The organism is Spirillospora sp. CA-128828 (assembly GCF_050945415.1).
In the GTDB taxonomy this organism is placed as follows: Bacteria; Actinomycetota; Actinomycetes; order Streptosporangiales; family Streptosporangiaceae; genus Spirillospora.
Genome location: NZ_CP191986.1, coordinates 5,871,291 through 5,890,323 on the forward strand (window position 1 = coordinate 5,871,291; position 19,033 = coordinate 5,890,323).

A 19,033-nucleotide genomic window follows, 5' to 3' on the forward strand; every position below is an offset into this window, starting at 1 on the left:
GACGGAGATGGGCGAGGTACTGGAGGCGCTGGAGCTGGCGCGGCGGCTGGTGCGGCTGGACACCCGGGGCGGCGGCGAGCGCGCGGCGGCCGACCTCGTCGCCGGGGTGTTGGACGACGCAGGGTTCGACGTCCGGCTCCAGGAGCCGGTGCGGGGCAGGGCCAACGTGATCGCGCGGACGGGCCCGGCGGTGTCCCGGGTGCCGGTGACGTTCACCGGGCACCTGGACACCGTGCCCGCCGATCCGTCCGGCTGGTCGTTCGACCCGCTGAGCGGTGAGGTGCGCGGCGGGCGGCTGCTGGGCCGCGGCAGCAGCGACATGAAGGCCGGGGTCGCCTGCCAGATCGAGGCGGCGGTGCGGGCCTCGCGCGACGGCGGGTGCCCCGTCCAGCTCGTGTTCACCTTCGGTGAGGAGACCGGCTGCGACGGCGCCGCCGGGCTCGGCGAGGACGCGCTGGCCCCCGCCGACCTGCTCGTCGTGGCCGAACCGACCGGCAACCGGACGGTCCTCGGGCACAAGGGAACGCTCTGGCTGCGGGCCACCGCCCGCGGTGTCTCCGCGCACGGCTCCCGCCCGGAGCTGGGCCGCAACGCCCTCGTGGCGCTCGCCGCCGCGGCGACGCGGGTCCACGGCCACCAGGGCTGGCCCGTCAGCCCGACACACGGGCCGGTGACGGTTAATGTCGGCACGTTCCATGCCGGAGCGCAGCCGAACCTGGTTCCCGACCACGCCGAGATGCGCATCGACGTCCGCACGATCCCGGAGTTCGGCTCCGGCGAGGCCGTCGCCAGGATCGCCGAACTGTGCGGCGCGGAGATCGGGATCGAGCGGCTGGTGGACCTGCCCGGCGTCGCGACCGACCCCGCCGCGCCGGGCATGGCGGACGTCCTGGAGAGGCTGGAGCCGGGATCGTCCGCACGGCGCCCGCAGTACGCCACGTACTTCACCGACGCCTCGGTGCTGACGGCGAAACTCGGCGAGCCCGCCGTGGTGGTCTTCGGCCCCGGCGACCCGGAACAGGCTCACGTCACCGACGAGACCTGTTCCGTCGCCAACATCGAAACGGCCACGAAGGCCTTCTGCGCCCTTCTGCGCAGATAGATCAGGCCATGGCGATGGCGGCGATACCGGCCAGCACCACCAGGGAACCCGCCAGGCGGCGGGCCGCGTGCGCTTCGCCGAGGACCCGCCATGCGGCCACCCCGCCGAGGACGATGCTCAGCTCGCGGGCCGGGGCGACCAAGCTGACAGGCGCCATCCGGAGCGCGTAGAGCACGAGCAGATAGCCCACCGGCGACAGCAGGCCGACGGTCAGCACCTGGCGGCGATGGTCCCGCCACAACTCGCTGACCTCGGCCCTCTGCCGCAACGCGAGCGGCGCGAGGAGCAGGCTCTGGGCGAGCGCGCCTGAGCCGAAGTAGACCAGCGGCGGGATCCCCAGGGCGGTCACCGAATGCGCGTCCCACAACGTGTAGGCCGCGATCGTGACTCCGGTGAGCACGCCGTAGACGATGCCTGCACGGCGCCGCGCAGGCGATGCACCGTCCTCCGCCGGTGCGCCGGAGCTGACGACCAGGACACCGACGATCACCAGGAGCGCGCCGACCTCGCCCGGCCGGCCGGGGTGTTCACCGAGAAGGGAGATCGCCACCAGGACCGACAGCAACGGCCCGGTGCCCCGGGCGAGGGGGTACACCACGGAGAGGTCGCCGACGGCGTACCCGCGCTGAAGCGTGATCCCGTACATCACGTGCAGAGCCGCCGTCACCACCGCTGCCAGCAGCCAGGTCCATTGAGGAGGCTGGGGCTCGACCGCCACAAGGAAGACCACCGCGGCCGGAGCGAAAACGACGGCTGAAACGGTGTAGTAGAGAAAGACGAACGGTGCTCCACCGCGGCCCACTTGTTTCGCGGAGAAGTTCCAGATCGCGTGCGCGACGGCGGCAAGAAGGACGAGCGAGAGGGCCAGGCTGTTCAAGGGGGAGCCTTCCCCGGGCTCCGCGCAAGCGGGCTCGTCGGCGGCGGAACCCTAGGCACTACTACGGTGCTCACCCTATCCGTCGGCAGTCAGGGTTCTTCTGAGCGCGAGCTTCCCGCGTGCGCAAGGTCACTGAAGCGCTCGGTATCGCTAGAGGGCTAGCTGTATATACAACCAGTGGGCTAGCTTAGCCTCGTGCACAGGAGAGAACCTGACTTCACGCCGCGGTACTACGCCATCGAACAGGCGCTGCGTGCCCGGGTCGCGGCGGCGCGTCCCCACGATCCGCTGCCCTCGGAGACCGAGCTGTGCGCGGAGTTCGGTGTCAGCCGGATGACGGCCCGGGCCGCCGTGCAGCGGCTGGTGAATGACGAGCTGGTCTATCGGGAGCCGGGAAGGGGCACCTTCGTCGGCGTCCCGCCCACCCGGCGGCACGCCGAAGTGCTGGTCTCGTTCAGCGACGAGATGCGCCGCCGCGGCCGGCGGCCCTCTTCCCGGCCGGTCGGCGCGGAGCTGCGGCCGGCGTCCTCCGACGAGGCCGATCGGCTGAAGCTGCGCCCATCGTCGAAGGTGGTCGCGATCCGGCGCGTCCGGCTGGCCGACGAGGTACCGGTCGCCCTGGAGTCGGCGGTGTTCCCACCCGACCTGGCGGCGCTGCTGGAGGCCGACCTGGCCGGTGGGTCGCTACACGCGGCGCTCATCGCCCTGGGCCGCGTCCCCGCCACCGGTCACGCCACCGTCCGCGCCCGGCAGGCCGGCCCCCAGGACGCCGACCTGCTGGCGCTCGCCGCCGGCGCCGCGCTGCTCGTGGAGCACCGGCTCATCCTCGACCGTGACGACCGTCCCGTGGAGCTCACCGAATCCCGCTATGCCGCCGATAGATATGCGCTCGACGTCGCCTTCCATGTCGAACCGCCTCAGGCGACCTCACCATCCGCTTCCTGATCTCGACCGCCGATAGGAGATCACCATGCCCAGTGCCGCGATGACCGTCGAGCAGGTGGCGGCGATGATCGACCATTCCCTGTTGCGACCCGAGCTGACCACGGCCGACGTGCGCCGGGGATGCGCCCTGGCCGCCCGCTACGGCGTCGTGTCGGTGTGCGTACGACCGGCCGACGTGCCGCTGGCGGCACATGCCCTCGACGGCACCGGCGTCGCCGTCGGCACCGTGGTCGGCTTCCCGCACGGCGGCAGCGCGACCGGCGTCAAGGCGACCGAAGCGGCCACGGCCCTGGCCGGCGGCGCACGAGAGCTCGACACGGTCGTGAACATCGGCCGGCTCCGTTCCGGCGACGACGCCTACGTCCTGGCCGACATCCGCGCCGTCGTGGAGCGGGCGGCGGTCACCGGCGCCCTGGTGAAGGTCATCTTGGAGAACGCCTACCTCACCGCCGACCAGAAGGTCCGAGCCTGCCGACTGACCGAGGAGGCCGGTGCCGACTTCGTCAAGACCTCGACCGGGTTCGCCCCCACCGGCGCGACGCTGGACGACCTGCGCCTGATGCGCCAGAGCGTCTCCCCCGGCATCGGCGTCAAGGCCGCCGGAGGCGTCCGCACACTGGACACGCTCCTTCAGATGGCCGACGCCGGCGCGACCCGCTTCGGCGCCACGGCAACCGCGCAGATCCTGGACGACCTCGCCCACCGCAACACCAGCTGACCCCGCAAAGACCCGTGGCCTCGCCCCTGGCGTGACCGGCGGGGTCGGCCAGGGGCGAGGCGGCCACCAAATCCCCGGCTTCCCAACAGGGGGTGACCCACGGCGGCCGCGCGCTAGCGGGTGCGGCCGACACCCCTTCAGCGCCACTCGCTGCGAACATGTCACATCGAGGGATGTGGACCGCATCAGAGGCCACGGCCCGGCGCATGACCATCCTCCCCCAGCAGCGTCGATTCCTTTTGGTGGTGGCCGGGGTCTACATGGTGGGAGGCGCGGCCCGCGTGAGGGGCCGCGCCCCTCTCATGTACGCCGAGAAAGAAGGGCCGACCACCATGGGCATTCCCGCGACCATGCGCGCGCTGCAGCAGACTTCCCTCAACGGTCCGCAGGACATGCGCCTGATCACCGACGCACCGGTGCCGAGCCCGGGCCAGGGCGAGGTCCTGATCCGCGTCACCGCCGCAGGGGTCAACTTCGCCGATATCTCGAAGGCCCGCGGCACGTTCCTGGACGGGCCGCGGCCACCGTACCTGGCGGGTTTCGAGGCCGCCGGTGAGGTCGTCGCGGTAGGCGGGGCGGTGACCGGCCCGCGACGGGGGGCCCGCGTCGTCGGGGTCGGAGCCGGTGCTTTCGCCGAGTACATGGTGCTGCCCGCCGCTGCGGCGGCGCCGGTGCCGGTGGGCTGGGCGGAGCAGGAGGCGCTGGGGCTGGTCGTGAACTGGCCCACCGCGCTGGCCGCACTCAAGCCTCTGGGCGGCGTCGCCGCCGGGCATGTCGTGCTGATCCACGCCGCGGCGGGCGCGACCGGCCAGGCAGCGGTGAGAATGGCCAAGCACTATGGCGCGAGGGTCATCGCCACCGCCTCGCCGGGCAAGCACGAGACAGTGCTGGCGCTGGGGGCCGACCACGTCCTGGATTCTCTTGGCGGCGACCTCGCCGCCGAGGTGATGGAGTTGACCGGCGGTTCCGGCGCCGATGTGGTTCTGGAGTCGGCCGGCGGCGCCACCTTCGCCGCCGGCCTGGCCGCGGCCAAGCGGGTCACCGGCCGGGTCGTCGTCTACGGGGTGGCGGGCGGCGAAGCCCCTATCACCAACTGGGAGCTGGTGTACAAGCACCAGGTCCACATCATCGGCCTCAATATCGGCGTGCTGATCCAGACCGCACCACAGATCTTCGGCGAGCTGATGGGTGAGCTGTCCGCGCTGATCGCGGCCGGTGTGCTTCCACCCGGCCTGCCCACGGGGTACGAACTGGCCGACGGCCCGAAGGCGCTCGCCGAACTGGAAGCCAGGGCCACCGTCGGCAAACTGGCCCTGCTGCCCTGAGAGACCCCCTGAAAAGCCCGCTAGTGCCGAGCCGGTGGCACCGCACACCGGTGTTTCCCATGACAGGAGTCGATGCAGATGACCGCGACCGTGAACCCGGCCGTCAGACAGATGGCGCGATTCGTCGTGATCTACGACACCCCATCCGACGTCGAGGCGTTCGAACGCCACTACGACGACGTCCACATCCCGTTGGCGAAACAGTATCCGGGCCTGCGCCGTTACACGCGCAGCCATAAGCCGGCGGCCGTGGTCGGCGAGCCGTGCCATATGGTCCTGCAGCTCGACGAGATCTGATCGCGGATGCCGCCTCTGCAAGAGAGTGCCCAAAGGTGCCGCACCACCAGGGTCACGGCGTGACATCGGATCCGCGGGCGGCACCGGATCGTGACCGGTTCACCGCCGAGACCGAGCGGTTCCGCCGGGAGCTGTTGGCGCACTGCTACCGCATGGTCGGCTCGGCGCAGGACGCCGAGGACCTGGTGCAGGAGAGCTATCTGCGGGCGTGGCGGTCCTACTCCGGATTCGAGGGCCGGGCGTCGATCCGATCCTGGCTCTACAAGATCGCCACCAACGTCTGCCTGACGGCGTTGAAGCCGCGCCCGATCCGGGTGCTGCCCTCAGGTCTGGCCGGCCCGCAGGAGGGGCCTGATCGCCCGCCGAACCCGGTTGCGCCGGGCGAGGTCTCGTGGCTGGAGCCGCTGCCGGACGCATGGATCGCCCCGCCCGCCGACGATCCGGCTGCGGTGGTGGTCGAACGAGAGTCACTGCGGCTGGCGCTCATCGCCAGCCTGCAGCACCTGCCCGCCCGCCAGCGTGCGATCCTCATCCTGCGCGAGGTGCTGGCGTTCTCCGCCGCCGAGACCGCGGAGATCCTCGGCACCACCACGGCGGCGGTCAAGAGCGGTCTGCAACGCGCCCGTGCCCGGCTGGACGAACTGGAGCCCGAGTCCGAGGAACTGCTCGAACCGGCCGACCAACGAGCGCGCACGCTCCTGGACGGCTACATCGCGGCCTTCGAGCGCTCCGACGCTCGCCTGCTCGAACAGGTTCTGCGCGCGGACGCCACGCTGGAGGCGACGCCGTTCCGAGAATGGCAGGCGGGCCGCGCGATGTGCATCCACATGCTCGACACGTACGTCCTGGGCGCACCGGGCGACTGGCGGATGATCGCCACCGCGGCCAACGGCCAGCCCGCCGCCGTCGTGTACCACCGGGATGCTGACGGCGCGCTCCGAGCCGACGGCGTCGTGGTGCTGGCCCCCACCGCCACCGGCGCGTCCCGCGTGATCAAGTTCCACGATCCCGCGCTGGCCGCGATGTTCGGCTTCCCGGACGTGCTCGCGCACTGACCCGCCAACGGTCACGGCCGGAGCCGGCCTGCTCGGACGCTATGGGGGGCTAATGACGGTGAGCATGCGGGCGAGCTTCCATGGCCGGCGCCCCCAAGCGGTGAGCTTGCCTTCAACAAGCGGCTTCCCTATCCACTGTCGGCCGATGAACACCAGCATGAGAGCCGCCGGGTCGGCAGAGAGATGGGCGTCGACGTCACGCGTGCACCCTGCGTCAAGGGTCAACGAACCGCGGTCGAAGACCATCGACGTGCGTCCACCTCCACGCAGACGCAGGTCGAAGCGAGCTCGGAAAGAACCGGCCTTCTCCTGGTCCAGCAAGGCCGTGGGCGGCAGAGCCGCGATGAGCGGGAACACGCCGCCCTCGACCGCGAGCAGAGCATGGTGACGACGGATCGGCCATGAGCGCCCGATCGCTCGGGCGATGTCATGGCCGTGGATCAGGCATTCCTCGAGCAGGTGACACGCCACGGCCGAAGGCGGCATGCGGGTACCTTGCAGCCAGTCGACGGCGGCCGCCCGCGAACGCGACGCGACATCGTCGAACTCGTGTGCCAGCGCGCTGATGCGATCTGCGAGTACGGCTGGGTCTCGTTCGCCGTCCTCGGCCAACATTCTCGCGTTGGCCTCGGCCATTCCCGCTGTGGTCACCGTGGCTTCGGGGACCGGACTTCCGGCGATGGCATCGGTGTCGACGCGGAAAGCATGAGAGAGGTGAGCCGCGACATCGGCCACCGTCCAGGTACCGACCGAAGCGGAGTTGGCGTCGGGCACGCTCCGCACCAGTGTGACGAGGCTGGAGATAACGTCCTGCAACGCCGCACGGGCCTGGGGCATGGTGTCGGGCGCACCACTGGGCGTCGCCGGCGGGACCATGTCCGCACCTCCCTGGGTCTGGGCTTCGCCTGGGGCATGGCGTCATGCCTGGCCGCACCCCATCGGCTGGTGCTAGATATTGTCAGGCGTGCTTGAGATTGTAAAGTGGTCGCCATGAGTCGGAGCTACGGCCAGTACTGCGGGCTCGCCCGGGCGCTCGATGTCGTGGGCGACAGGTGGAACCTGCTCATCGTCCGCCAGCTTCTCATCGCTCCCGCCCGCTACCGCGAACTGCTCGATGGGCTCGGCGGTGTGGCCACGAACCTGCTCACCGACCGTCTCCGCGACCTCGAGACCGCCGGAGTGGTCGAGCGGCGGCTGGCCGAGGAGGGCAACGCCATCGCATACGCGCTCACCCCATGGGGCGCCGAACTGCGGGAACCGATCGAGAGCCTCGTCCGCTGGTCCACGCCGCTCATGATGCGCGGACCAGACGGCGACCGCTTCCACGCCGAATGGCTCGTCGTCGCTCTGCGAGCCTTGTTCACCGGCAAGGCCTCTGCCCACCGGTCAACTGTGGGGGTCGCGGTCGACGGCCGGCTGCTCCAACTGAGTGCGACACCTTCGGGCGTCGAGGTGAGCCTGCATGATGGCCGCGATCTCGACGCCGTCGTGCGCGCTGAAGCCCAGATTGTTCTCGGGCTGGCAGCGGGTGAGCTCGCCCTCAACGACACCCTTGGGCTCGTTGAAATCGAAGGCGACGCGGCTGCTGTACAAGCCCTCTTCAACCACCACCGTTCATCACACGCATCCTCGGACCGTTGATCCTAGGGAAACCGCTCCGTTCCTAAGCCGTCGAAGGCGAGGGCACGATCGAGGTGCGGCAACCCCAGAGGTGGCCGTCCAAGATCCATCCGGACGAGGAAGAGCGGTGATCACGCGATGAAGGCGGTGCGGTTCCACGAGTACGGCGAGATCGATGTCCTGCGGGTGGAGGACGTGGAGCGTCCGGTGCCCGGCCCCGGGCAGGTCTTGGTCGAGGTCCGCGCGGCGGGGATCCAGCCCGGAGAGGTCCATATCCGTACCGGTGGGCTGCACGAGCGGTGGCCGGCGACATTCCCCTCCGGGCAGGGCAGCGATCTGGCCGGCGTCGTGGCGAAGGTCGGTCCGCAGGTGCGCGGCTTCGCGGTGGGCGACGAGGTCCTCGGCTTCACACACAACAGGGCGAGCCACGCGGAATTCGTCGTGGTCGACGACGTGCAGCTGATCCTGCGTCCGGAGGGGCTGTCCTGGGACGCGGCCGGGTCGTTGTACGTGGCCGGGACGACCGCATACGCCACCGTTTTCGCGGTCGACCCCGGACCGGCCGACACGGTCGTGGTGTCGGGTGCCGCGGGCGGCGTCGGCTCGCTTGCCGTGCAGCTCGCGCGGCGCCGTGGCGCCACGGTGATCGGGCTGGCGAGCGATCCGAACCATGCCTGGTTGAAGGATCGGGGTGTCGTCCCGGTCGAGTACGGGGAGGGCGTGGCCGAGCGGATCCGGCAGGCCTCCGGCGGGAAGGTCGACGCGTTCATCGACACCTTTGGCGACGGTTATGTGGAGCTGGCGGTGGAGCTGGGCGTGCGACCCGAGCGGATCAACACGATCAGCGACTGGCAGGCCGCGGCCAAGGTCGGTGCGCGGACCTATGGAGAAGGCGCGGCGGCGTCCGCGGTCGTGCTCGGCGAGCTGGCCCGGCTCGCCGCGCGCGGGGAGCTCGAGGTGCCGATCGCCCGCACCTACCCGCTGGAGCAGGTGCGGGACGCGTTCGGCGAGCTGGAGCGGCGGCACACCCACGGCAAGATCGTGCTCCGGCCCTAGTAGGCGGGCTCGGCTTGCCGGGTGAGCCGCGACCGGCGGTCACGCGGGGACGCCGCCGGCTTGCGGGGTCAGTTCCACGGGGTGGGCCTGCTCGACGCGGTCGCGCCTGGTGTACATGTCCCAGTAGTGCTCGGCGAGTTCCGCCGGGTCGACGACGGGGAACGCCGCGCCGGTGAACCTGTCGTCGCCCTCAGCCTCGGCCGCCTCGGCTGCCTCGCTGCCGGTGATCATGGCAGCGACGGTGAGAGTGCCGGCGTAGACGCCGCTACCGGCGAGTTCGGCGTTGAGGGAGTACAGGTGGTTGCGGGCGGCGGCCATCACCGGGCCCGGCCCGCTGAGCTGGGGCATCGGCTGCACCGCCGTGTAGCCGATGGTCATCAGGACGGCGCCGTCCCCGCGTTCGATCATCTCCGGCAGCACCGCGCGGAACACCTCCACGGGCGTGAGCAGGAGCAGCCGGGAGAGCCCTTCGAGGGTGGCCGCGTCCAGCCGGGCGGCCGGGGTGAAGGAGACGTCGCCGCCGATCGGCCCGTACTCGACGACGTCGATCCGGCCGAAGTGGCCACGGATGGCGTCCACCAGGGCGGGAACTCCCGCCGGGTCGGACAGGTCCGCGGGGAAGGCGGCGGCCTCGACGCCCTCGCCGGCGAGCTGCGCGACCAGGGCGTCCAGCCGCTCCTTGCGACGGGCCACCAGAGCCACGCGGAAGCCTTCCCGGCCGAAGCGGCAGGCGACGGACACACCAAGACCGGTACCGGCGCCGAAGACGGCGATCACTTTGGACATGGCACGACTCCCTGCCGAAGAGATATTCTGACACAAGTTGACCCATGGGTCAAATTAGGCGCGGCCAGAGGATGAAACCATGGGGCGCCGAGCACACGACGAGGAGGGCAGCCGGATGCGGGCCGACGCGCGACGCAACGCGGAGAAGCTGCGAACAGCGGCGGCCGAGCTCTTCCATGAGCGGGGCCTCCAAGCCCCTCTGAAGGAGATCGCCCGCCGCGCCGGGGTGAGCCATGGCACCCTCTACAACCTCTACGGCTCCCGTGAGGCGCTCATCGACGAAGTGGTCGCGGACCTGGCCGCGGGCCGGCTCGAAAAGGCCGCCGAGCAGGCCCTGGCCCATGAGGACGCCTGGGACGGGTTCGCGTACTACATCGAGACCCTCTGCGAACTCCAGGTCACCGACCCCGCGATCAGCGACGTGGTCACCGGCCGCTACCCGGACGCCGAACGCCTGATGGCCTTCTGCGCGCGTTCACACGCCGCCGCCGACCGCATCATCGAGCGGGCCCAGCAGGCCGGCACCCTGCGCTCCGACTTCACCCATGAGGACCTGCTGTTCATCTTCGGCACCAACGCCCTGCTCTCCCGGGCCGCCAAGGACACCGCGCCCGACGCCTGGCGGCGAAACGTCGCCTTCATGCTCGACGGCCTGCGCACCGAAGCCGCCCATCCCCTCCCCACCGCCCCACTGACCCAGGAGCAGGTCTACCAGGTGGTGGGCAACCTCACCGGCGCGCCGTAACGGGCCGGTGAAGATCCAGGCGTCGACATCGAGTGGCCGGAGGTAGTGATGGGTGATGTGCGGGTCGAGATCGAGGGCTCGATCACCACGATCTGGATGGACCGGCCCGAGCGCCGCAACGCCGTGGACGGCCCGATGGCGGCAGAGTTGCGGGACGCGTTCCAGGCGTTCGAGGCCGACCCCGAACAGAAGGTGGCGATCCTGGCGGGGGCCGGCGGGACGTTCTGCGCCGGCGCCGATCTGACCACGGTCGGCGACCGTGAGCGGAGGAACGAGCTCGACCCCGACGGCGGCGGAACCGGCCCAATGGGCCCGACCCGGATGCAGTTGGGCAAGCCGCTGATCGCCGCTGTCAGCGGGTACGCGGTCGCCGGCGGGCTCGAGCTGGCGCTGCTGGCGGACCTGCGGGTGGTCGAGAGCGACGCGGTGCTGGGGGTGTTCTGCCGACGGTGGGGCGTGCCGCTGATCGATGGCGGCACGGTCCGGCTGCCGCGGATCGTCGGGCTGGGCCGCGCCCTGGACCTGATCTTGACGGGGCGTCCGGTGGATGCGGACGAGGCCCTGGCGATCGGCCTGGCCAACCGGGTCGTCGGTCCGGGCGAGGCGGTCCGGGTGGCGCGTGAACTGGCCGGGGAGATCGCCTCGTTCCCGTTCGGGTGCGTGCTGGCCGACCGGGCCTCCACCTACGGTGCCCTCGATCTGCCGCTGGCCGAGGCGCTGCGGGCCGAAGGCGCGGCGGGCGCGCCGATCGTGGCGGCCGAGGGCGTGGCGGGGGCCGCCCGGTTCGCCGCCGGCGAGGGCCGCCACGGAGCCTTCACCCCGGCGGAAGACCACTCGTGAACGCCCTGCCCGTTCACGATGTCGGTTGCAGGCGGACGATGAACGATTGGGCGCCGGAGACGCGGACGCCTTGGATGTGGACGGGGGCAAGGCCGTGCCGGATGGCGCCGGCCAGAGTCTCGGAGGTGGGGAGGAGGAGCACGACCGTACCGTCCGGTGACAGGACGCGACGAAGCTCCGTCCACCAGCGGGACGGTGAGTCGGCGAGCAGGCCGCGGGGGTGGACCTGGGTGCCCCACGGCGGGTTGCTCAGGACGCGGTCGATGCTTGCGTCGGAGAAGGGAAGGCGGCCGGCGTCGCAACGATCCACGCCGATGGGCAACGCGGCGGCGTTCGCCCGTGCCGCCGCGACGGCGTCAGGTGAAAGGTCGAAGCCTCGCAGGCGGGCGCCGGGCCGGGCGAGCGCGGCCTCGATCAGCAGCGTGCCGGCGCCGCAGCACGGGTCCAGGACGGTGTGACCCGGCCGGATGTCGGCCATCACGGCCATGGCCGCGGCCACCGGCGGGTGGAGGGTGCCCGGGACCGTCCTGCGCTTGTAGGCGCGGCGGTGCAGCGGCCGGTCACTGATCCGCAGCATGAGCGTGGCGTGCGTGCCGTCCAGGGTCAACCGCCACCCCTGGTGGCCCGGCGGAGGTGCGGCGCCGGCGCGCCGCGAGTGGTAGGGGACGCCGAGCCGCTCCGCCAGGGCCGCGCCGACGACGTCCTCGGCGTCGTACCGGCTGAAGGTGCGCCGCCCGAGGAAGGAGGCGGAGACATCGATGCCCGGGACATCGTCCTTCGCCTGAGTCAGCGTGCGACGCAGGCGCAGCAGCAGATCGGTGTCGGCCAGTTCGGCGAGCTCGGCGAGGGCGTGCAGGTCAGACTTCGTCGTCCCGATGTCAGGTCGGCGCGCGGCCAGCAGGAAGAGGTCGTCCGCGGTGCGGGGCACCGGGATCGGCTCCGGCGAGCGGAGGCGGAACTGAACCTCGCGATGGCCGAGACGGGTGACGGCGCCGAGCCCGGACTCCAGGACCTCCGCGGCGACCGCGGACTCCAGCCCGCGGACGCAGCGCGCGACCAGACAGGGGCGCGGAATGCGCATGGTGATCGTTCTTCTCCCACGTCAGCACTCGGGGCAGCGCTCCGCCACCCCGCCTCGCCGACGCCGGGGAATCCTCGCTTCGTCGGCGGCGCGCTAACGCAGGTGGAAGAAGAACGTCATGAGCAACACATTAGGGCACGGGTGACGCTGTCGTTCCGGATCAGGGGGCACGTCGGGACGGGCTCGCCGCGTACGGCAACATGAAGGGCGATCTCCGCGGTCCGTTGGGCCACATCACCGCGCATGACGACGGAAGGCGCACGCATGCCAGGTCTCGGACCCGTGCCTGACGAGGGGCATGTCAGGCTCGGCACCCGCCGCTCGCCGTTGGCCATGGCGCAGGCCCGCCATGTCGCGGACCTGTTGGAGAAGCAGGCGCCGGTGGCCGTCGAGATCGTCGGGATCGAGACGTCCGGCGACAGGTTCCAAGGTTCCCTGTCGGAGCAGGGCGGAAAGGGCGCGTTCCTGCGGGAGATCGACCACGCCCTGCTCACGGGCACCGTGGACTTGGCCGTGCACTGCCTCAAGGACGTTCCCGGAAACGTGCCGCCGCCGGAAGGGCTGGCGTGGCCCGCCTATCTGGAGCGGGACGACACGCGGGACGTGATGCTCTTCCCGATGACGTCGGGCATCACGGGCATGGCCGACCTGCCTTCCGGCGCCAGGGTCGGTACGTCGGCCGTCCGGCGACGCGCCCAGCTCCGGCGGCTACGGCCGGACCTCCGCGTCGAGCACCTCCGGGGCAACGTCAACTCCCGGCTCGCGCGGCTCGACGCCGGCGGGGAGTTCCACGCGATCGTCCTCGCCCACGTGGGGCTGGCGCGGCTCGGACTGGAACGGCCGTACGAGACGCTGGACATGCTTCCCGCCGTCGGGGCCGGCGTGCTGGCGATCGCCTCCCGCAGTGCCGATCTTCGTCTCACCGAACTGCTCGGGCGGCTGGACCACGCGCGGACGCGGACCTGCGTGGCGGCCGAGCGCAGAATGCTGTTCGAGCTGAACGGTGACTGCGACTCGCCCATCGCCGGACGGGCCCGCTACGAGCCCGACGGACGGCTGTCGTTGGAGGGCATGGTGTTCGACCGGGACGGAGACCGGTCCGTGCACTTCCAGATGCAGGCCGCTCCCGAACAGGCGGAGAGTCTGGGCGCATCGGTCGCGGCCGACCTCCTGCGCCAGGGCGCCCGCGACCTGATCGGCTGAGCCCAGGCCGGCACGTTCCCCGACTCTCCTCGGACGGGCCGAAGCGGTGCCCCGGCGGCGCTGCGCACAGTCGCAAGTTCCTTACGCGGCGGAGCAACTGGGGACGATGCCGCCGACCTACGGTCGTACATCCACTGTTGTCGGTCATCGGACTCAGGAAGCCAGCCATGATTGGTCCACGTGGCCCGCTCGATCCGGGACGAGGCGGCCCGCAGCCCGTGCTGGAGCGGCGCACCGCCAACATGGCGCGGTTCTACGACGCCATGCTCCAGGGGAAGGACAACTTCGCCGAGGACCGGGAGCTGGCCAGGCGGCTGATCGCGGTCGCGCCCAGCCTGCCGCGGATCCTGCACCTCAACCGCAGGTTCGTCGTTCAGGCCATGCGGCAGATGGCCGGCCTCGGCGTCACGCAGTTCCTGGACCTGGGCTGCGGGCTGCCCGGCACCAACGCCGCGGGGCAGGTGAGACGCGGGTTCGCCGGGCCCGTCCGGGTGGTCCACGTCGACCACGACCCGGTCGTCGTCGCGTACGGCCGGGCCCATCTCGCCGAAGCCCGCCGGACCGCGGTCGTCCACGCGGACGTGCGCGATGCCGACGCGGTGTTCGCGGCGGACGAGACGCGCGAGCTGGTCGATCCGTCCCGTCCGGTCGGCGTGCTGCTCACCGCGATGCTGCATCACTTCCCCGACGCGGACGATCCCCACGGCATCACGCGGTCGTACATGGACCGGCTTCCCTCGCGGTCCATGCTCGCGTTCAGCCATTTCCACGCCCCGGACGCCCCCTGGCACATGGAGGACCAGGCGCGCTGTGCCGAGAACATGCTGGTCGCCGAGCTCGGCTCCGGCTGGTTCCGGTCGCGGGACGCGATCGCGGCGTTCGCCGGCGGCCTCGATCCGGGTCCGCAGGGGGTCCGGGCACTCGGGACCTGGACCGCCGGACGCCGCACACGTGAGCCCCCGCTCGCGCTGTGCGGTCTCGCCATGAAGCCGTAGCCGTTCCCGGCGGCAGCACCCGCCACCGAACAGGAGTGCCCGTGACCTTCGAGCCCGCCGATTCCGGCCCGGCACCGCTGCCGGACCGTGTCCCGCTGTACGGCCCGGCGTTCGCCGCCGATCCCGCGAGCGTCTACGAGCTGCTCCGCCGATACGGGCCCGTCGCACCGGTCGAGCTGGCTCCCGGGATCCCGGCCACGCTCGTCACCTCCTACGAGTACGCGCTGGAAGTACTGCGCGACGCGGACACGTTCCCCAAGGACGCCCGCCGGTGGCAGCGTTCGGTCCCGTCCGACTGCCCGGTCCTGCCGCTCATGCAGTACCGGCCGACCGCGAACCTCACCGACGGCGCCGTTCACGACCGGCTCCGCCAGGCGGTGTCCGAGAGCCTCGCCCAGGTGGACGTCGAGGCGTTGCGCGGTCATGTCGAGCAGAGCGCCGAGCTGCTCATCGACCGGTTCGGCGCCGAGGGGGCGGCGGACCTGCGCACCCGGTACGCGCTGCCCCTGCCGCTGCTGGTCTTCAACCGGCTCTGCGGCGTCCCCGCCGCCCTCGGCGATCGGCTGGTCGCCGGCATGAGCGCGATGATGGACGGCGGCGCCGACGCCGAGAACGCCAACCGCGATCTGGCCCAGGCCGTGGCCGAGCTGGTCGCCCTCAAACGCCGTGAACCCGGCGCCGACGTGGTGTCCTGGCTGATGGCGCATCCCGCGCGGCTGAACGACGAGGAGATGGCGCACCAGATCGTCATGCTGCTCGGGACGGTGACCGAGCCCGAGCAGAACCTCATCATCAACACGCTTCGGCTGCTGCTGGCCGACGACCGGTTCGCCGGCGATCTGTCGGGCGGCAGCCTGGCCGTCCAGGACGCGCTCGACGAGATCCTGTGGTCCGATCCCCCGATCGCCAACTACGGCATCACCTATCCCGTGAAGGACGTCGACTTCGCCGGGGTCCGGCTGCCCGCCGACCAGCCGGTCGTCGTCAGCTACGCCGCCGCCAACACCGACCCGTCGATCACCAGGGGCGACCGGACGGGCAACCGTGCTCACCTGGCCTTCAGCGCCGGAGACCACACCTGCGCGGCCAAGGGGCAGGCCCGGCTCATCGCCTCGGTGGCCATCGAGAAGCTGCTCGACCGCCTGCCCGACATGCGGCTGGCGGTTCCTGCCGAGGAGCTGACGTGGCGCACCGGATGGGTGCACCGGGCGCTGGTCGAGCTCCCGGTGGTCTTCCCGCCGTCGCAGCCGGCCGAGCCCGCCCCCGCCGTCCGCGACGACCGTTTCATCGCCGCCCCCGTACCGGCCGGGTCCGCCGTGCCGTCCGGTCCACCGCCCGGCGCCTCCGCCGCCGGTGGGCCCCGGTCGTTCTGGGGCCCGCTGGCCCGCCGGCGGAGGGGCGGAGACAGCTGATCTAAGCGGAGTCGCCGACCGCGCCGAGGGCGTCCACTCTTTCCGCACGAGCCGGCATTCCGAACCCCTTCACCACCGTCACGAACCGATACAGTAAGTGATCATTCGGTAAAGGGCCGCTTTCACAACCCGCGCACGACCGGAAAACGCGGAACGGCGGAGCATCTCGTCTTACGCGCTTCAGTAAATGCCTTTTCCGCGGGCCGCCGTGACGGATGTCATAACGATCACGAGTCGCGGTCGTGCCTGATCTCGCGGGGGGTGGCTCCATAGTGCCGCCGGAACGCGGTGCTGAATACGCTGGCGGACGAGAAACCGGTCAGGCCGGCGAGATCGGTGATGCTCAGGTGGTCGTACGTCGGGCTCGTCAGCCGGTCTCGCGCCAGCCGGAGGCGCTCCTCCCGGATCAGCTCGCGCGGCGTGGTTCCGGCGTGCTGCAGCGCCAGCTGGACCTGGCGCAGCGACCACCCCAGATCCCGCGCCACCGACGCGCCGGTCAGCCCCGGGTCGGTGACACGCTCGCGCACATGCCGCCGCACCATCGCCTCCACCTCGGCGAGATGGCCCGGCACGACCGGGCGGTCGTCGCCGACGGCCAGCATGCACAGCAACTCGACCGCCCGGTCGCACACGGCGGCGAAGTGGCGGCTGTGGAGCCCGTCGCGCTCGCCGGCCAGCCCGGTGAGCATCTCGGCCACCACGCGCCCCAGCCCGCGCGTCACGTCCACCATCGCGCTGACCGGGGACGACCGGTTCATGGGCCCGTCCACCTCGTGGCCCGGAATCGTCACGATGAGCGCGCGGGTCCCCGCGACCTGCTTGAACTCCACCGCCGTCTCGAGCGTCATGAGGCCGCCGGTGCCGGGCGACAGCACCGACTCCGCGCCGTCCTGCCGGACTTCGAAAGCTCCGCTGAGCGGCACCACGAAGCGGTAATCGGGGTCCGGATTCCGGCGAATCTGGCGCGGTGTGCGAACGTAGGTGAGCTCATCCGACCGGACGTCGAGCAGATGGTAGGCCCCGTTGGACTGACGGACCGCCTCGCCGTGAAAACTGTCGGGACGCCGGTATGCGAATCCCATCGGGCTCTGGTTGTAGGTGTTGATGAGCTCGCTCCAGAAGTCCGTGCGGTCACCGGGCTTCAGATCCGCCGTGTTCGCGGATTCCACCCGGTAAACTCCAACGGCCATCGAAGGCACTCCCTTGTGCGGCACCGACGGTTCGCAAAGAATGCGCACCTTCAACACCGCATCGGTCGGCGGCGCTCACATGATGAAGATCAAGCATAGTTCCGCCTTCCCCGCGCGTCCTGGGGAATCCGGCATCCGGACTCGTTCAGCGGCGCCTTGCGGGGACACGGTCCGGCCGGTAGGAATCGAGCGCCGGTGACTCGTGGCCGTGAATCTCCTGGCAGATAAGCGCGGCGAGAAAGGGACCGAGCGTGATGCCGCTGTGGGTCACGGCGGTGTACAGACCGGGCCGCTGGGAGCCGGTGAGCGGATACCCGTCGACGGGCAGCGGGCGGACGCACCGCCGCACTCCGGCGACGTCCGCGGTCAGGCCGGGGACGAGCGTGCGCGCTCGCGCGAGGAGTTCGGCGCCGACCGCCCGGACCAGCGCCGGGGCGGCCGACTCGTCGACACCGGCGTCCAGGTCGTCGGCCTCCAGGACGAGCCCCCCGTCCTCCGCCTGGCGGGCGGACAGGCCAGGCGCGTGGACGAGACCGTTGAGGACGTCCCGCGCCGTGGAGGTGGTGGCGACGAGGCAGGGGGCGGCCGAGCCGGGCTCGGACGGGTCGACCAGCGGAAGGGGGACGCCGGCGGTGGCCAGGAGCGCGGGGCTGTGCCGGCCCGCCGCGCAGATGGTGAGGCCGGCGTCCAGGTCCCGGCCGTCGTCCAGCCGCACTCCGGTCACGCGGTCGCCCTCGGTGTTGAGGCGGACCGCGCGGTGACCGGTGATGATGCCGGCGCCCGACTCACGTGCGCGCCGCGCCAGAGCTCGCGCGGCGGAGCCTCCCTGCACGTAGCCCTCGTCGGGGTAGTGCGCGATGAGGGCGTCCTGCGGAGCCCGGACGTGCGGTTCGAGCTCGCGTAACCGGTCGAGGCCGATCAGTTCGGCGGCGTAGCCGAGGTCGGCGAGACGAGCGACCCGGTCGGCCAGCCGGCCTTTCGCGTCCTCGGTGGTCGCCCACGTGGTGTTGCCCGCCGGCCGGTACCAGGCCGGGCCGCCGAACCCGGCGGCCAGGTCCCGCCAGGCGGACATCGCCGCCGTCCGAAACCGGTGGTAGGCCGGGTCCCCGGGGTCGTTGGCGTTGATCCAGGCGTAGCTGGTGCCGGACGTCCCGGCGCCGGGCTCCCGCTCCTCGATCACCGTGACCTCGTCCCGCGGGCCCGAGCGGCCATCGCGTTCCGCACGGGTGAGCCGGTCCGCCAGCGCGGCCCCGATGATCCCTGCACCAACGACCAGAATCCGCATGCCCTCAGGATGACAGGGCACGAACGCCGCGGGACGGCCTCAATCGGTCGCCGCGAGCGGCGCCCCTCGGCGAGCGCGGTTCTGCGGTGGGCGGAATGCATGGGCTCGCCGGCATCGCCGACTTACGATGAGCGCATGGCCGAGACCGCCCGACCGCTCATGCCCGCCGACGACACGCCGCACAAGCCGACCGCGCCGCGTCGGCCGACGGAGCCGCTCTGGCGCGACGCGCTCGGCCAGTGCCTCAGGCGACTGCGCCTGGAGCGCGGCGAGATCCTGACCGAGACCGCCCGCCGTGCCGGGGTCTCACCGCAGTACCTCTCCGAGATGGAACGCGGCGTCAAGGAACCTTCGAGCGAGATGATCGCCGCGGTCGCCGGCGCCCTGGACGTGTCGCTCGGTGATCTGACGCTCGCGATCGCGACGACCCTCCTGGCCGTGCCGGCCGGAGCCGCTCCGGCCGGCCCGACCTGCCAGGCCGCTTACGCACTGGCCGCGTAG

General features: G+C 71.4%; 20 protein-coding genes. 14 read left to right on the plus strand and 6 right to left on the minus strand.

The genetic code is table 11. The features are described 5' to 3' along the window. Positions 1-7 precede the first annotated feature (7 nt). A complete protein-coding gene (locus ACQPXG_RS28565) occupies positions 8-1,102 on the plus strand; it encodes a M20 family metallopeptidase (protein WP_433462206.1) in 1,095 nt (364 codons plus the stop codon). A gap of 1 nt (position 1,103) precedes the next feature. On the opposite strand, the gene ACQPXG_RS28570 is transcribed toward ACQPXG_RS28565, so the two are convergent. After that, a complete protein-coding gene (locus ACQPXG_RS28570) occupies positions 1,104-1,979 on the minus strand; it encodes an EamA family transporter (protein ID WP_433462207.1) in 876 nt (291 codons plus the stop codon). 195 nt (positions 1,980-2,174) lie between these two features. On the opposite strand from ACQPXG_RS28570, the gene ACQPXG_RS28575 reads away from it, so the two are divergent. From ACQPXG_RS28575 to ACQPXG_RS28595, 5 genes are all read left to right on the plus strand, one after another. Continuing rightward, on the plus strand, positions 2,175-2,924 hold the full coding sequence (locus ACQPXG_RS28575; protein ID WP_433462208.1) for a GntR family transcriptional regulator: 750 nt from the start codon (positions 2,175-2,177) through the stop codon (positions 2,922-2,924). Positions 2,925-2,949: 25 nt separating this feature from the next. Next, on the plus strand, positions 2,950-3,642 hold the full coding sequence (gene deoC / locus ACQPXG_RS28580) for a deoxyribose-phosphate aldolase (protein ID WP_433462209.1): 693 nt from the start codon (positions 2,950-2,952) through the stop codon (positions 3,640-3,642). Positions 3,643-3,848: 206 nt separating this feature from the next. After that, positions 3,849-4,967, plus strand: a complete 1,119-nt coding sequence (locus ACQPXG_RS28585) for a zinc-binding dehydrogenase (RefSeq protein ID WP_433462210.1) — start codon at positions 3,849-3,851, stop codon at positions 4,965-4,967. A gap of 78 nt (positions 4,968-5,045) precedes the next feature. Continuing rightward, positions 5,046-5,264 carry an EthD family reductase gene (locus ACQPXG_RS28590; RefSeq protein ID WP_433462211.1) on the plus strand — a complete coding sequence of 73 codons (219 nt, stop codon included), beginning with the start codon at positions 5,046-5,048 and terminating at the stop codon, positions 5,262-5,264. A 59-nt stretch (positions 5,265-5,323) separates the two neighbouring features. Beyond that, positions 5,324-6,319 carry an RNA polymerase subunit sigma-70 gene (locus ACQPXG_RS28595; RefSeq protein ID WP_433462212.1) on the plus strand — a complete coding sequence of 332 codons (996 nt, stop codon included), beginning with the start codon at positions 5,324-5,326 and terminating at the stop codon, positions 6,317-6,319. Between the two features lie 39 nt (positions 6,320-6,358). On the opposite strand, the gene ACQPXG_RS28600 is transcribed toward ACQPXG_RS28595, so the two are convergent. Beyond that, positions 6,359-7,195 (minus strand): maleylpyruvate isomerase N-terminal domain-containing protein, encoded by an 837-nt coding sequence (locus ACQPXG_RS28600; RefSeq protein ID WP_433462213.1) that lies wholly within the window; start codon positions 7,193-7,195, stop codon positions 6,359-6,361. Positions 7,196-7,309: 114 nt separating this feature from the next. Between ACQPXG_RS28600 and ACQPXG_RS28605 the strand changes: the two genes are divergently transcribed. Both ACQPXG_RS28605 and ACQPXG_RS28610 read left to right on the plus strand, forming a co-directional pair. After that, the gene (locus tag ACQPXG_RS28605) at positions 7,310-7,960 is read left to right on the plus strand and encodes a winged helix-turn-helix transcriptional regulator (protein ID WP_433462214.1); all 651 of its coding nucleotides are present in this window, start codon (positions 7,310-7,312) and stop codon (positions 7,958-7,960) included. A gap of 117 nt (positions 7,961-8,077) precedes the next feature. Continuing rightward, the gene (locus tag ACQPXG_RS28610) at positions 8,078-8,995 is read left to right on the plus strand and encodes an NADP-dependent oxidoreductase (RefSeq protein WP_433462215.1); all 918 of its coding nucleotides are present in this window, start codon (positions 8,078-8,080) and stop codon (positions 8,993-8,995) included. Between the two features lie 39 nt (positions 8,996-9,034). Here ACQPXG_RS28610 and ACQPXG_RS28615 read toward each other — a convergent pair whose 3' ends face one another. Continuing rightward, positions 9,035-9,781, minus strand: coding sequence for an SDR family NAD(P)-dependent oxidoreductase (locus ACQPXG_RS28615; protein WP_433462216.1), 747 nt, complete (start codon positions 9,779-9,781; stop codon positions 9,035-9,037). A 79-nt stretch (positions 9,782-9,860) separates the two neighbouring features. On the opposite strand from ACQPXG_RS28615, the gene ACQPXG_RS28620 reads away from it, so the two are divergent. Together ACQPXG_RS28620 and ACQPXG_RS28625 are read left to right on the plus strand one after the other, a co-directional pair. Then, positions 9,861-10,526, plus strand: coding sequence for a TetR/AcrR family transcriptional regulator (locus ACQPXG_RS28620; RefSeq protein WP_433462217.1), 666 nt, complete (start codon positions 9,861-9,863; stop codon positions 10,524-10,526). A 48-nt stretch (positions 10,527-10,574) separates the two neighbouring features. Continuing rightward, complete coding sequence (locus ACQPXG_RS28625; RefSeq protein WP_433462218.1) at positions 10,575-11,366, plus strand: crotonase/enoyl-CoA hydratase family protein; 792 nt, start codon at positions 10,575-10,577, stop codon at positions 11,364-11,366. Between the two features lie 13 nt (positions 11,367-11,379). On the opposite strand, the gene ACQPXG_RS28630 is transcribed toward ACQPXG_RS28625, so the two are convergent. Continuing rightward, positions 11,380-12,447 (minus strand): methyltransferase domain-containing protein, encoded by a 1,068-nt coding sequence (locus ACQPXG_RS28630; protein WP_433462219.1) that lies wholly within the window; start codon positions 12,445-12,447, stop codon positions 11,380-11,382. A gap of 264 nt (positions 12,448-12,711) precedes the next feature. Here ACQPXG_RS28630 and hemC point away from each other — a divergent pair, with 264 nt between their 5' ends. The 3 genes from hemC (at position 12,712) to ACQPXG_RS28645 (ending at position 16,057) form a co-directional block, all read left to right on the plus strand. Beyond that, on the plus strand, positions 12,712-13,650 hold the full coding sequence (hemC, locus tag ACQPXG_RS28635; RefSeq protein ID WP_433462220.1) for a hydroxymethylbilane synthase: 939 nt from the start codon (positions 12,712-12,714) through the stop codon (positions 13,648-13,650). Positions 13,651-13,817: 167 nt separating this feature from the next. After that, positions 13,818-14,645 (plus strand): SAM-dependent methyltransferase, encoded by an 828-nt coding sequence (locus ACQPXG_RS28640; protein WP_433462221.1) that lies wholly within the window; start codon positions 13,818-13,820, stop codon positions 14,643-14,645. A gap of 41 nt (positions 14,646-14,686) precedes the next feature. Then, a complete protein-coding gene (locus tag ACQPXG_RS28645) occupies positions 14,687-16,057 on the plus strand; it encodes a cytochrome P450 (protein ID WP_433462222.1) in 1,371 nt (456 codons plus the stop codon). Between the two features lie 227 nt (positions 16,058-16,284). Here ACQPXG_RS28645 and ACQPXG_RS28650 read toward each other — a convergent pair whose 3' ends face one another. Both ACQPXG_RS28650 and ACQPXG_RS28655 read right to left on the minus strand, forming a co-directional pair. Continuing rightward, positions 16,285-17,247, minus strand: coding sequence for an AraC family transcriptional regulator (locus ACQPXG_RS28650; protein ID WP_433462223.1), 963 nt, complete (start codon positions 17,245-17,247; stop codon positions 16,285-16,287). A gap of 145 nt (positions 17,248-17,392) precedes the next feature. Then, positions 17,393-18,532, minus strand: coding sequence for an NAD(P)/FAD-dependent oxidoreductase (locus tag ACQPXG_RS28655; RefSeq protein WP_433462224.1), 1,140 nt, complete (start codon positions 18,530-18,532; stop codon positions 17,393-17,395). A 135-nt stretch (positions 18,533-18,667) separates the two neighbouring features. On the opposite strand from ACQPXG_RS28655, the gene ACQPXG_RS28660 reads away from it, so the two are divergent. Then, positions 18,668-19,033, plus strand: a complete 366-nt coding sequence (locus tag ACQPXG_RS28660) for a helix-turn-helix domain-containing protein (RefSeq protein ID WP_433462225.1) — start codon at positions 18,668-18,670, stop codon at positions 19,031-19,033.